Here is a 13,820-nt window from a genome sequence, read left to right on the forward strand (position 1 = left end):
TAGACTCGACGAGCCCGGCAACAGCTCGATCAGCTCTACGCAAGGAGGCACGGGTGCCGCTGCTGACCCGCATCAGGGGACCGCGCGATCTGGACCGGCTCAGCCTGGAGGAGCTGGACCAGCTGGCGCAGGAGATCCGGACCTTCCTCGTCACCGAGGTCTCCAAGACCGGCGGCCACCTCGGCCCCAACCTGGGTGTGGTGGAGCTGACCATCGCCCTGCACCGGGTGTTCCACTCGCCGAAGGACAAGGTGCTGTGGGACACCGGCCACCAGTCCTACGTGCACAAGCTGCTCACCGGCCGCCAGGACTTCTCCAAGCTGAAGATGAAGGGCGGCCTGTCGGGCTACCCCTCGCAGGCCGAGTCCGAGCACGACGTCATCGAGAACAGCCACGCCTCCACCGTGTTGGGCTGGGCCGACGGCATCGCCAAGGCCAACCAGCTGCTCGAGCGGGACAGCCACGTCGCCGCGGTCATCGGCGACGGCGCGCTGACCGGCGGCATGGCCTGGGAGGCGCTGAACAACATCGCCGACGCCAAGGACCGCCCGCTCGTCATCGTCGTCAACGACAACGAGCGCTCCTACGCGCCCACCATCGGCGGCCTCGCCAACCACCTGGCGACCCTGCGCACCACCGACGGCTACGAACGCTTCCTGGCCCGCACCCGGGAGGTGCTGGAGCGCACCCCGGTCGTCGGCCGGCCGCTGTACGAGACCCTGCACGGTGCCAAGAAGGGCCTGAAGGACTTCATCGCCCCGCAGGGCATGTTCGAGGACCTGGGCCTGAAGTACGTCGGCCCCATCGACGGCCACGACATCGAGGCCCTGGAGTCGGCGCTGGCCCGCGCCAAGCGGTTCGGCGGTCCCGTCATCGTGCACTGCCTCACCGAGAAGGGCCGCGGCTACCAGCCCGCCCTCCAGGACGAGGCCGACCGCTTCCACGCCGTCGGCAAGATCCACCCCGACACCGGACTGCCGATCTCGACCTCCGGCGCCGACTGGACCTCCGTGTTCGGCGACGAGATGGTCAGGCTCGGCAAGGAGCGGCGGGACATCGTCGCCATCACCGCGGCCATGCTCCAGCCGGTCGGCCTGGACAAGTTCGCCAAGGCCTTCCCCGACCGGGTCTACGACGTCGGCATCGCCGAGCAGCACGGCGCCGTCTCCGCGGCCGGTCTCGCCCACGCCGGCGTGCACCCGGTCTTCGCCGTCTACGCCACCTTCCTCAACCGCGCCTTCGACCAGGTCCTGATGGACGTGGCCCTGCACAAGTGCGGGGTCACCTTCGTCCTGGACCGGGCCGGTGTCACCGGCACCGACGGCGCCTCCCACAACGGCATGTGGGACATGTCGATCCTCCAGGTCGTCCCGGGTCTGCGGCTGGCCGCCCCGCGCGACGCCGACCAGGTCCGCGCCCAGCTGCGCGAGGCGGTCGAGGTCGACGACGCCCCGACCGTGGTCCGCTTCTCCAAGGGCGCCGTCGGTCCCGCCGTACCCGCGGTGGGCCGCGTCGGTGGCATGGACGTACTGCGCGAGCCCGGCACCGACACCCCGGACGTCCTCCTCGTCTCCGTCGGCGCCCTCGCCCCGATGTGCCTGGAGGTGGCCACGCTCCTCGACAAGCAGGGCATCACCACCACCGTCGTCGACCCGCGCTGGGTCAAGCCCGTCGACGAGGCCATGGCGCCGCTCGCCGCACGGCACCGCGTGGTCGTCACCGTCGAGGACAACTCCCGTGTCGGCGGTGTCGGCTCGGCGGTCTCCCAGGCCCTGCGGGACGCGGGCGTAGACGTGCCGCTGCGCGACTTCGGCATCCCGCCGCGCTTCCTCGACCACGCCTCCCGCACCGAGGTGCTGGCGGAGATCGGGCTGACCGCGCCGGACATCGCCCGCCAGGTCACGGGTCTGGTCTCCAAGCTGGACGGCCGGTTCGAGCGGCCGGAGGCGGAGGTCGACGCCGAGATCGAGGCGGAGGTCGACGCGGCGGTGCAGCCCGCGCGCGACTGAGCCGCCGGACCGCGCGGACGACGGCACGGGCCGGTCGTGCCCCCTCTTACGGGTGGCGCAACCGGCCCGTCTGCGTGAACCTGCGAATGCCGGGGCATACGCATCCCCAGCTCTCTCGATCATGTCGTGCCGGTTCGAGCCGGTTCGAGCCGGGTCGAGGACGACAAGCAGGGGAGGTCACGCCGTGAGCAGCACGCTCTTCAGGACGAAGAACGTCGAGCAGTCGATCCAGGACACAGAGGAACCCGAGCACGCGCTCAGAAAATCCCTGTCCGCCCTCGATCTGACCGTGTTCGGCGTCGGCGTCATCATCGGTACCGGCATCTTCGTCCTCACCGGCACGGCGGCCAGGAACACCGCCGGCCCCGCGGTCTCCCTGTCCTTCGTCGTGGCCGGGGTGGTCTGCGCGCTCGCCGCGCTCTGCTACGCGGAGTTCGCCTCCACGGTCCCGGTGGCCGGCTCCGCCTACACCTTCTCCTACGCCTCGCTCGGCGAGTTCCCCGCCTGGATCATCGGCTGGGACCTGGTGCTGGAACTCGCGCTCGGCACCGCGGTGGTCGCCGTCGGATGGTCCGGCTACATCCACTCGCTGCTCGACAACGCCGGCTGGCACCTGCCCGAATATCTCAGCGGCCGTGACGCCGCGACCGGCTTCGGCTTCGACATCCTCGCCGCTCTCCTGGTCCTGGTCCTCACCGTCATCCTCGTGCTCGGCATGAAGCTCTCCGCGCGGGTCACCTCGGTCGTCGTCGCCATCAAGGTGGCCGTGGTGCTCGTCGTGATCATCGCGGGCGCCTTCTTCATCAAGGGCGGCAACTACGACCCGTTCATCCCCAAGGCGCAGCCGGTGCCCGCGGGCGGCACCCTCAAGGCACCCCTCATCCAGCTCATGTTCGGCTGGGCGCCCTCGAACTTCGGCGTGATGGGCATCTTCACCGCCGCGTCCGTCGTCTTCTTCGCCTTCATCGGCTTCGACGTCGTGGCCACCGCGGCCGAGGAGACCCGCAATCCGCAGCGCGACGTGCCGCGTGGCATCCTCGGCTCGCTGATCATCTGCACCGTGCTGTACGTCGCCGTGTCGATCGTCGTCACCGGTATGCAGAAGTACAGCGCGCTGTCCGTGGACGCGCCGCTCGCCGACGCGTTCAAATCCACCGGACATCCCTGGTACGCGGGCCTCATCAGCTTCGGCGCGGCCATCGGCCTGACCACGGTGTGCATGATCCTGCTCCTGGGCCAGGCCCGGGTCTTCTTCGCGATGAGCCGGGACGGGCTGCTGCCCCGGTTCTTCTCGCACACCCACCCGCGGTTCCGCACCCCGTACCGGCCGACCATCCTGCTCGGCGTGATCATCGCGATCGTCGCCGGCTTCACCAGCCTGAGCGAACTGGCCGAACTCGTGAACATCGGCACGCTGTTCGCGTTCGTCGTGGTCGCGATCAGCGTGATCATCCTGCGCAACACCCGTCCCGACCTGCCCCGCGCCTTCCGCACCCCCTGGGTCCCGGTGATCCCGATCCTCTCCGTCTGCGCCTCCCTCTGGCTGATGCTCAACCTCCCCGCCGAGACCTGGCTCCGCTTCGCCATCTGGATGGTCATCGGCTTCGTCGTGTACTTCCTCTACGGCCGCACCCACAGCAGGCTCGGCGAGCGCCAGGCGCAGGAGCGCCGCCAGGCCGGCGGCGGCGCCTCCTAGCGGCTGCGGGACCGCTCGCGGCGGTGGCCCATGGGCCCGGGTTCCTCGTCATCGAGGAACCCGGGTCATTTCGCCCCGGCCCGTCGCGGTCCTGCATCGAAGAGGTGGACACCACCACCTCCTCCACCCCTCTTCGGAGTGCCCGGCGTGTGGATCCACAGCGGCCGGTTGCGGGTCACCTCGCTGCTGCTGCGTAGATGAGGACGGATGCGGCGGGGGCGTTCGGCGTGCACCCCCCGGGCGGTCGGCGCTCTCCTGCTCGGTAGTGTTCGGGCAGGTACGGGGACGGACGGGCCACCCCGGCGGCAGCGGCCGGAGGGGGAGTAGGTGACGACGACCCTGGTCGCCGAGGTGGCGCTGGTCACGGCGCTGGCTTCGTTCGCGCAGGCGTTGAGCGGCTTCGGGTTCGCGCTGGTGGCGGTGCCGCTGCTGACTCTGCTGACCAGCCCTCAGAACGCCATCGTCGTGGTCACCGCGCTGGGCGGGGTGCTCTCGCTGACGGTCTGCGTCCATCAGAGGGAGCACGTCAGTGTGCGCACCGCGGCCCTGGTGAGCGCAGCGGGACTGGTGGGCATGCCGCTGGGGCTGCTCGCGGTGACGGTGCTCGGTGCCCGCTCGCTGTCGGCCCTCATCGCCTGTGTGGTGCTGGTGTTCGCCGTCCTGATCGGCCGTGGCCTGACCTTCCGGCGCGGGACGGGCCCCACCTTGGCCTCGGGTTTCGCCAGCGGGGCGCTGCTGACCGCGACCGGTATGAATGGGCCTCCGCTGGTCGCCACCTTCCAGGCCATGGGCCTGGCGCCCCGGGAGTTCCGGGCGACACTCCAGGCCACGTTCTCCGTCCAGGACGCCCTGGCCCTCGCCGGTTTCCTCGTCGTCGGCCGGCTGACCACGGACAGTCTGCTGCTGACCGGCGCGGGACTTCCCGGCCTGCTGGTGGGCTGGTGGTTCGGGGACCGCGTCTTCACCCGCACGGATCCCACCCGCTTCAAACGGATCGTCCTGGGCGTCCTGGTCGCCAGCGCCTGCGTGGCCCTGTACCAGGCCATGCTGAACTGACCGGGTTCGGCTCCGGGCTCTCAGGCCTGCCCGGGCCCGCGGTCAACGCCCGTGGCCGGAGGCGTCCCGGTAGCCGGGGCCGGGGCCGGGGCTGGTGTCGGAGCGGGGCGGGGGCCGGGGTCAGAGCCGGAGCCGGAGCCGGAACTGGGTCCCGGGCCCCCGGCCCCCGGCCGGATCGGACCCGGAGTTGCAGCCAGAGCGGGCTCGGGCTCGGGCTCGGAACGGGCTCCTGGTCGTCGGAGTCGGAGTCAGAGCCGGGGGCGCAGTCGGGGTCGGGCTCGGGCTCGGGACCGGGCCCCTGGTCGGGAGCATCCTGATCGCTGGGGGCCGGGGTCGGAGCTGGGGCCGGACTAGGAACCGGACTCGGAATCGGGCTCCGGGCCAGGGCCGTACACCGTGCGCGGTCCCACCGTGCAGGCGCCCGTCGCGGTGACCCTGCGGCGCAGTTCGCGGTCGGCGGTGACGACCACCCGAACGCGGTCCGCCGCGGCGGCGGTCAGCCGGACGATGTGGTCGTCGCCGCTGCCGGGAGCCTCCTCGACCCGTACGCCGGGCACGGACGGCACGCCTCGCGCGGCGCCCTCCAGGACCAGCACGATCTCCAGTGGCCCCGGCACGCTGGGGACGCCATCAACCGCGTACCCGGCGAGCCGGTCGCGCAGGCGCTCGGCGGCGCCCCGCCGGTCGCGCCACCAGCCGTCCGGGACGGAGCCGACGACGTTGGCCCCGTCGACGATCAGCAAGGTGCGGGCATGGCCAGGGTCCGCTTCCGGGGTGGGCGGCGGGGTCGGCATCCGGGATTTCCTTCCGGTCGGGATCAGCCGCGGGCCCAGGCCGTGGTGAGGTGGCCCACCGCCTCCACGACGCGGGCCGTGAGCCGCTCGTCGGTCCGCAGTCCGTTGCCGAACTCCACGTGCAAGAAAGGTACGTGCTGTGCCGCGGCTTTGCGGCCCTGCACATTCGTTCGACCCTCCAGCGCGCAGTCGCGGACCCAGGCCCGGCACACCGAGAACCCCTGGTCGCGCAGCCCGTTGGCGAGGATGCGGCCCTCCGCCAGCGCGATCCGGCCCCGGCCGGTGGAAGCGATCACGTCGTAGTCCGGGGCGGAATCGGCTGCGAAGCCATGGATCTGCAGGCCTGGAAACCCACGCTCCGCGAGCCGGGCGCAGACGGCGTCGAAGACCGAGTCTCTGCGGTGCGCCATATCGGCCGAGTCCCCACGCCCCGCATTGCGATGTGCGCCTGCGATGATCATCACACCGCCGCGCGAACCCAGGAGGACGTGTGTGCCGAGTCGTTCCGTAGCCTGGTCGGCGATCGGGTGCGGTACCTGGACCGACCAGCGGGCGGGACTGTCGAGGGGGAGGTAAATGCGTCCCCAGCCGCGCGGCGCGCTACCGTCCTCGCTGCGGTCGAAGACCTCGGCGAACCGTCGCCCGGTGCCACGGTCGACCAGCGTGCGGATCTCGAAGTCCACGGCTGCGAGTCGTTCTTGTGCCTGCTGGTGATGGCCATCGAGGAACAGCAGGACGCCCTGTGCCACGGTGTCACGGTCGGTCCGGGTCGGCGGCCGGTAGAACCTGCGGTCGCGGAAGCTTGCCGTGAACGCGTCCACCCGGGCCACCAGGTCCACGGCGTCGTCGGCCGCGTAACCCGGACCCTTCTGCTGCGGCGCGGCCGGGTCCGAGTGGTCCGTCAGGGCGACCCAACCGATCAGAACGGCCGCGAGCGCCAGGAACGTTGTTGCAATCGTTACCGTCTTTGGCCGGTTCGTTGTCATGATTATATAAAGATATACGGGTGAAGAGACGCCCCTACCACCGATCCCGTCTGCCACGCACGGCTCGCCTGGCGCTGTGCGCCCTGCTCGCCGGAGTCGCAGCCTGCGGCCCGTTCGGCTCGGACGACCCGAATGACGCGGACACGAAGGCCGCTTCAGGTGGTGGCCCCACCTTCACGGTCGCCGCGGCGGGCGACATCCTCATCCACCCGCAGCTCACCGAGCAGGGCCACAAGGACGCGCAGGTGACCGGCAAGGGAGAGAAAGGGATCGACTTCGATCCGCTGATGGCCGGGGTCAAGCCGGTGATCAGCAAGGCGGACCTGGCCATCTGCCACTTCGAGCCGGTCGCCGGCAAGCCCGAGGGGCCGTTCGAGAGCTACCCGACCTTCCGGGTGCCCCCGCAGATCGCCACCACGATCAAGAACATCGGCTACGACACTTGCTCGACCGCCTCGAACCACACCCTCGACCACGGGGTGGAGGGCGTCGTCAACACACTGAACGTGCTGGACGAGGCGGGGGTGAAGCACACCGGCTCGGCCCGCAGCGCGGCGGAGGCGGCCAAGCCGCTGATCATGGACGTGAAGAGAGTCAAGGTCGCCCAGATCTCGTACGCCTTCGGGTTCAACGGGAACGAGATCCCCAAGGACAAGCCGTGGCTGACCAACCTGATCGCATTCAAGTCCATCGCGGCCGCGGAGAAGCGGGCCCGCGCGGCCGGTGCCGACGTCGTCATCCTCAGCATCCACTGGGGCCGGGAGAACTGGCCCAACCCCAGCCGCTCGCAACTGACCTTGGGCCGCAAGCTCGCCCGGGAGACCGGCATCGACCTGATTATTGGTCACCACGCGCATGTGGTGCAGCCGATGGAGAAGGTCGACGGCACCTGGATCGCCTACGGGCTGGGCAACCAGGTGGCCCGGCATGACGTGCCCACCGGACTGACCGAGGAGGGCGTCATCGGCTGGTTCGAGTTCAGCAAGCGCGGTGACTCCTGGGACGTCCAGGCCCGCTACGTACCTACGTTCGTGGACATTCCGCCGGACCCAGACGAGTCGGGCAAGTTGCCCAAGGGTGCGGTGGCGGACCACCGCCTGGTCGACATCGCGGCCGCACTGCGTGAGAACAAGGGGCTCACTGACCAGCAGCGTTCTCGCTATCGGCTCGCCTTCCGGCGCACCGAGGGCACGATGCTCAACCGCGGCGCCGCCAAGGACGGGCTGCGTCCGCTGGAATCGCTGCCCGAGTAGCGCAGGCTGCCTCTGAGCTCACGCCTGTCGTGCGGCCCTGTGGCCGCGCAAGGGCTCGGTGTATTGCGCACATCACGCAGGATGTTTTGCAAAACACGTGCAACCCTTTTACCAGGATGGCGGTCACACGTTCGTGGATCGTGTGATTGTGCGCCGACCATCCGTGCGGGCGCTCGTGCGTCGCTGTCCGTCAAGATTCACGTACTCCGGGGTATCCCCAGGCGTTTGAGGAGAGGAGCCCCTCGTTGGCCGCTTCGTCCAAGAAGCGGCGGCACAAGGTCCGCCGACGAGCCGATATGTCCCTTCTGGGTGGTATACGTCCACCCATCGCGGTGCTGTCAGCTCTGCTCCTCGCATTGGCGGCTGTCACCGCCCTCACTCTCGGCCGGGTCGGCAATGACTCCGTGCCCAAGGCCGTGCTGACCTCTCAGCAGCACTTCGCGGAGGACGGCGCCATAGCGCTGCGTGCCTCCATCGACGAGAGCGTCACCGACCTGAGCCGTACCGCCGCGCTGTTCAGTGCTTCCGAACCGACGTCCCCGGACGCAGTCCTCGACAAGATCGGCAACGTCTACCAGAAGTGGATGGGCACCGCCGTCGTCGAGATCCAGTCCGGCAAACTGCTGGCCGCCCGAGGGGAGAACGTGCCCCTCACCGTCATCGACCGCAGCAAGCTCGGTGAAAAGGACGGGCTCGCCCCCCGCATGGTCCGTCTCCAGAACGGCGAAGTCCGGCTCCTTGCCTTCGCGGTGCTGACCTGGCCGGGCGAGCCGCAGAAGCTCCTCATCGCCTCCAGCAGCCTCAAGTTCCCCGGCATCAGCCTAGGCGGATTCCGCGCCATCGCGGTCATCGACCACGAGGGCAAGGTACTCAGCAGCGACGGCATCCCGGAGCCCGAGCAGGTCCTCACCGATCTCCAGCGCGAAGAAGTGGCCGCCTCCCGCAAGCAGCTCAAGGCATTCGCCGAGGTGGCTGTCGCCAAGGCGCGTCAGAACCCCATCAAGTCCAAGGAGCCCGGCTCCGGCGGATTCCTCGGCGTCAGCGGCAGCCTCACCGGCGACATCTACCTCGGTGACCGTTCAGTCGCCGGATACGCCACTCTGGCCGGCCCCGAAGCTGGCGAGCCGACCGTCGCCACCGGCCTCGGCCTCACCGTCGTCGCCATGGTCAAGGTCGCCGAAGACCCCACCGGAACCACCCACCCGGTCTACGGCCTGCTCGCCGCGGGCGCCCTGCTGATCATCGGCGGCCTCACCATCGCCCTGCTGATCGGCACCGTGCAGCGCCCGCTGATCCGGCTGTTCCTGGAGAGCCGCCGCATCACCCGGGGCGACCTCACCCGCCCGGTCACCGTGCCCCGCTTCGGCGAGGCCGCCCGCATCGGCCACGCCCTCGAACGGCTGCGCCACCAACTCCTGGACCCGAACGGCTCGTCCGACCCGTCGGTGTCCGCCACGGCGGGCAGCCCGCCGCGCGGCCGCATCCGTGGCCGCACCATCGTCGCGGCCGCGGGCGTCCTGCTGCTGCTGTGGTGCGGCCCGCTCATGCTGCTGATCAACCGTGCCGGCACCTCCGTCGTCGTACCGCAGCAGATGGTCAACGACCAGCGTGAACGGACCGACACCCTCACCGACCGGGTGCGCCGCGCCCTCAACGAGGGCCACGCCGACCTGGCTTCGGTGGCCTCGCTCATCAGCGAGACCACCGAGCCGTCCCGGATGACCGAGGTCCTGCAACGCACCCGCGCGGAACACGTGCGCTACGACTCGCTGTACATCATCGACGCTCAGGGCACCATCCTGGCCCGCGCCGGGGCCGAGCCCCACGTCAAGCCGGGCGAAGGACCCTCCACCGAGTTGCTGCGCGTCCTCGACGACCAGGGCAAGAAGCCCGTCGTCGTCGGCACCGCCGAACTCTCGGGCCGCAAGGGTGCCGCCGTCGTCGGCGAGTTCCGCATCGACTTCATCAACTCGCTGCTCAAGCGGCCCGGTCTCGGCGAGGTCCGCGTCGTCGACGCCAAGCAGCGCACCATCGGCGGCAACAGGGGCTACTTCGCCTTCGAGGAACTGCCCCACCACCGTCTCGACGAACTCGTCCAGGGCGCCAACCAGAAGGTCGGCATGAATCCCCGGCCCGCCGGTGTCCTCTACCGCGACGGCAGCAGCATCCAGATCGCCGCCGCCGCCCCGTTCGTCGGCGGCGGCGCCGCCAAGCCGCTCGGCTGGACCGTGGTGAGCTGGCAGCCCGCCTCCGGGCTCGCCATCCCCGAGTACAGCCTGCAGAACCGCACGGTCCTCGCCGGACTGCTCGGTGTCACCGCGGCGGCCGCCTGCCTGGGCTGGCTGTACATCGTGGTCGCCCGCCCGCTGCGCGCACTCGCCCGGCAGGCCGAGGAGCTCGCCGACGGGGACCGCCGTACCGTCCTGTATCCCCGCAACCACGACGAGGTCGGCGCCGTCATGCGCAGTCTGGAACTCATCCGCCAGCAGCTGTCGGAGCGGCGCAAGCGCGACGGCGCGAAGTCGCTTGCCGGAAGGAACTGAACCACCGTGCTCTTCCTCTACACCGTGCTGGTGGTGTGCGCCGCGATCCTGCTGGTCGCCGGGGTCGTCGAACAGCGGCGGCACTACGCGAACCTGGAGCAGATCCCCACCCGCGTCCTCGTCAACGGCATCCGGGGCAAGTCGTCCATCACCCGGCTGTGCGCGGGCGCCCTGCGCGGCGGAGATCTGACCACGGTCGCCAAGACCACTGGCACCGCGGCCCGGTTCATCCACCCGGACGCCACCGAGGAACCCGTCTACCGCAAGTTCGGCATCGCCAACGTCGTCGAGCAGATCGGCATCGTCCGGCGCGCCGCCGCCTACCGGCCGCGCGCGCTGGTCATCGAGTGCATGGCCGTGATGCCCGCGCTCCAGGAGATCAACCAGTCCAAGCTGATCCGCTCCACCATCGGCGTGCTGTGCAACGTACGTGAGGACCACCTCGCCGAGATGGGACCCACCCTCGACGACGTGGCCCGGTCGCTGTGCCGCTCGATGCCGGAGAACGGCATCTGCGTCACTGCCGAGAAGGAACGCTTCCACATCCTGCAGGAGGAGGCGGACGCCCGGAACTGCGAGCTGATCTACGCCGACCCCGAGACGGTCACCGACGAGGAGTTGCGCGGCTTCAGCTGGTTCACCTTCAAGGAGAACGTGGCCATCGCCCTCATGGTGGCCGAACTCCTCGGCGTGGAACGCAACACGGCGCTGCAGGGCATGTACGACGCCCCGCCGGACCCTGGCGTGCTGTCGGTCGAGCGCTACCGCACCGACGACGGCAAGCGGCTGCGCTTCGCCAACGTGTTCGCGGCCAACGACCCCGAGTCGACGCTGATGAACATCAACCAGCTGCTCGACCTCGGCGCGATCCACCGTCCGCTCAGCGTGGTCATCAACTGCCGCCCCGACCGCGTGGAACGCAACGGCCAGATGGGCGAGATCATCCCCGACCTCGACCCCGAGCACGTCTTCGTGATCGGTCACCCGGCGAAGTCCGCGATCGACGCCATCCCCGCCGAGTTCCGCTCCCGCGCAGTCGACCTCGGCGGCGACCGGCGCGACCCCGCGGAGTTCATGGCCGAGCTGCTCGGCCGGCTGGGCCCCGACTCCTCTCTCGTCGCCATCGGCAACATCCACGGCCAGGGCGAGATCCTCCTGGAGCGGCTCGCGGAACTCCCGGCCGACGACACCGCCGCCCCCGCCGGATCCCCGGAGGACGGCCGCCCCCACACGCCGGACACCGCCTTCGAGACCCAGCCCCTCTCCGGCGTCTCCGGCGCCGCCGCGCCGCACCCGGCCGACACCCAGGGCCTGTACGCGCCACGTATCGACCCGTACCAGCACTACCCGGAGGCGTACGAGTCGCGGTACTCGACCCAGCCGATCCCGCACGTCCACATCCCTCGGCAGCCCACCGCCGAGGAACCGCACCCGCCGGCCGCGGCAGTCGACCCCAGGCAGTGGACCGGGGCAGAGCCTTCGGGCTCGCAGTGGCCGGCCGGACCCCGACCGCCCGCCGACTGGCAGCGATTTTCGGAGCCATCGCAGGCACATCAGGCCGCGCCGGGCCAGCAGGCCCCTCAAGCCCCGCCGGCCCAGCAGACCTCGCAGGCCCGGCAGGGCTCACCGGCCCAGGAACCCCCGCAGCACCAGCAGTTGCGCCCGCGTGGCGCGTTCGAACCCCGTGTTCCGCCCACACCGCCCGCCGACGACCAGCAGTGGCACAGCTCAGGAGAACAGCGTTGATCCCCTCCGTCCTCACCCCAGAGATCGCCGCCATCGGCATCGCCCTGGGCCTGCTCTTCTCGCTGGTCTGCTACCTCACGACCAACCTGTCACCCGGCGGCATGATCACCCCGGGCTGGCTGGCGCTCACCCTCGTCGAGGACCTCCAGCGGGCCGCCATGGTCGTCGGCGTCACCGTCCTCACCTACCTGGGCACGCTGCTGCTGCAGCGGTACGTGATCCTCTACGGCAAGCGGCTGTTCGCCGCCGTCGTGCTCACCGGCGTGATCCTCCAGGCCACGGTGATGATCGTGCTCTCGCTCGAATTCCCGCTGATGTATGCCAACCAGACCCTCGGTTTCATCGTCCCCGGACTGATCGCCTATCAGCTGGTCCGCCAGCCCAAGGGCCCGACGCTGCTCGCCACGGGCTCCGTGACGCTGATGGCCTACGTCGTCCTCACCGCCGGGATCCTTCTCGGCGTCATGCCCGCCGCTTGACCCTCCTCGGAGCCGACCTCATGAGTGCGAAGAAGAAACGCCCCGTCCTGCACGCCGTGACCGTGCTCGCGCTGCTCGGCGGCAGCGCCTACCTGACCTTCGAACTGCGCAAGGACCAGGAGGCGAAGATCCCATCGGTGCAGAAGGTCACCGACAGCGCGATGGACGCGACCAGCGGCGACAGCACCGAGCGCGTCTGGGAGCGCCTGAAGAATCCCGACCGCTCCGTGCTGCGCACCGGCAGCGGCACCGTGCTGGCCACCTTCACCGACGGGGCCCGCACGGCGACCCTGCGCGGACCGAGCCGCACCTTCACCGAGCCCGCCAACACCAAGTCCCGGATGGTGACCGAGGACTGGGTGCGGCTGATGCCCGAACCGTGGCAGCAGGGCGCCGAGAAGGAGAAGTGGTTCAAGGACTGGTTCAAGCAGTACTTCGGCAGCGAGGAGGACGACATCTTCGCGTTCGCCTTCCAGTACATCGAGGGCGCGCCGGTAAAGAAGGACGATGAGGGAATCCCCTACGCCGGCGACGCCGACTTCGGCCCGGTCAACGAGGACCTGAGCAAGCACCGGGGCACCCCGCTGCTGGAGGAGTCCGACTTCTACGACTACCTCGGCATCCCCTACACCTTCCGCGACGGCACCACCATGCAGCCGCAGAAGGCCCGTTACCGCGCCATCGACTGCTCCGGCTTCATCCGGACCGTCTTCGGCTACCGCGCCCGCTACCCGCTGATGGCCAGCGACAAGGTCGGCGACGGGCTGCCGCGCACCGCGAACGGCATGGGCCGTTCCGACCTGGGCGCCGAGATCATCCCGCTGTCGGGGCCCGCCCCCTGGTACGAGCGGCCCCAGAACATCGATGTGCTACAACCTGGTGACCTGGTGTTCTTCAAGATGGACCACCACACCGGCAACCGCCTGGACCACGTCGCCCTGTACCTCGGACCGGACACGGAGGGGCACAAGGTCTTCATCTCCAGCCGCAAGGAGGTCAACGGCCCCACCATTGGTGACAAGGGCGGCACCTCCCGTCTCGACGGCAACGGCTTCTACGCCCAACTGCTGCGCAACGCCAAGCGCCTCTGACGGCACTGGGACACATGACGAAGGGGCGACAGCGCGCACGAGCGCATGGCGGCGACGGCGGCATGGGAGCCGGGCGGTGAGTTCACAGGCCCGCGGGGCTTCTCGTTGAGCCCGGTTCCCGGCACGGTCGCAGCGCTGGAGACCGGCCCGGACCGGCCCACCTTTGT

Annotated in this window: 10 protein-coding genes; 8 read left to right on the top strand and 2 right to left on the bottom strand. The window is 70.0% G+C overall.

Annotation, left to right across the window (positions count from 1 at the left end):
* Positions 1–53 precede the first annotated feature (53 nt).
* The 3 genes from dxs to ACWEK3_RS30780 all read left to right on the top strand — a co-directional run bounded on the left by dxs (position 54) and on the right by ACWEK3_RS30780 (position 4,761).
* Positions 54–2,009 carry a 1-deoxy-D-xylulose-5-phosphate synthase gene (gene dxs / locus ACWEK3_RS30770; protein WP_450540046.1) on the top strand — a complete coding sequence of 652 codons (1,956 nt, stop codon included), beginning with the start codon at positions 54–56 and terminating at the stop codon, positions 2,007–2,009.
* A 184-nt stretch (positions 2,010–2,193) separates the two neighbouring features.
* Positions 2,194–3,705: an amino acid permease gene (locus ACWEK3_RS30775; protein WP_450540048.1), complete on the top strand. Its 1,512-nt coding sequence runs from the start codon at positions 2,194–2,196 to the stop codon at positions 3,703–3,705.
* Between the two features lie 327 nt (positions 3,706–4,032).
* Entirely contained in the window at positions 4,033–4,761 is a 729-nt protein-coding gene (locus tag ACWEK3_RS30780) for a sulfite exporter TauE/SafE family protein (protein WP_450540050.1), read from the top strand.
* A 350-nt stretch (positions 4,762–5,111) separates the two neighbouring features.
* Here the strand turns inward: ACWEK3_RS30780 and ACWEK3_RS30785 are convergent, their stop codons facing one another.
* Positions 5,112–5,555, bottom strand: coding sequence for an NTP pyrophosphohydrolase (locus tag ACWEK3_RS30785; RefSeq protein ID WP_453251089.1), 444 nt, complete (start codon positions 5,553–5,555; stop codon positions 5,112–5,114).
* A gap of 23 nt (positions 5,556–5,578) precedes the next feature.
* Positions 5,579–6,598: a hypothetical protein gene (locus ACWEK3_RS30790; RefSeq protein WP_453251090.1), complete on the bottom strand. Its 1,020-nt coding sequence runs from the start codon at positions 6,596–6,598 to the stop codon at positions 5,579–5,581.
* Between ACWEK3_RS30790 and ACWEK3_RS30795 the strand changes: the two genes are divergently transcribed.
* The 5 genes from ACWEK3_RS30795 (at position 6,562) to ACWEK3_RS30815 (ending at position 13,653) form a co-directional block, all read left to right on the top strand.
* Positions 6,562–7,794 carry a CapA family protein gene (locus tag ACWEK3_RS30795; RefSeq protein WP_453251091.1) on the top strand — a complete coding sequence of 411 codons (1,233 nt, stop codon included), beginning with the start codon at positions 6,562–6,564 and terminating at the stop codon, positions 7,792–7,794. The two genes, ACWEK3_RS30790 and ACWEK3_RS30795, sit on opposite strands and share 37 nt — an antisense overlap.
* A 296-nt stretch (positions 7,795–8,090) precedes the next feature.
* A complete protein-coding gene (locus ACWEK3_RS30800) occupies positions 8,091–10,337 on the top strand; it encodes a HAMP domain-containing protein (protein ID WP_453251102.1) in 2,247 nt (748 codons plus the stop codon).
* A 6-nt stretch (positions 10,338–10,343) separates the two neighbouring features.
* A complete protein-coding gene (gene pgsB, locus ACWEK3_RS30805) occupies positions 10,344–12,083 on the top strand; it encodes a poly-gamma-glutamate synthase PgsB (RefSeq protein WP_453251092.1) in 1,740 nt (579 codons plus the stop codon).
* A complete protein-coding gene (locus ACWEK3_RS30810) occupies positions 12,080–12,562 on the top strand; it encodes a poly-gamma-glutamate biosynthesis protein PgsC/CapC (RefSeq protein ID WP_365774225.1) in 483 nt (160 codons plus the stop codon). Before pgsB ends, ACWEK3_RS30810 begins: the two co-directional genes overlap by 4 nt.
* A 20-nt stretch (positions 12,563–12,582) precedes the next feature.
* On the top strand, positions 12,583–13,653 hold the full coding sequence (locus tag ACWEK3_RS30815; RefSeq protein WP_450540059.1) for a C40 family peptidase: 1,071 nt from the start codon (positions 12,583–12,585) through the stop codon (positions 13,651–13,653).
* Positions 13,654–13,820 lie beyond the last annotated feature (167 nt).

It is taken from the genome of Streptomyces sp. NPDC004721 (assembly GCF_053601495.1).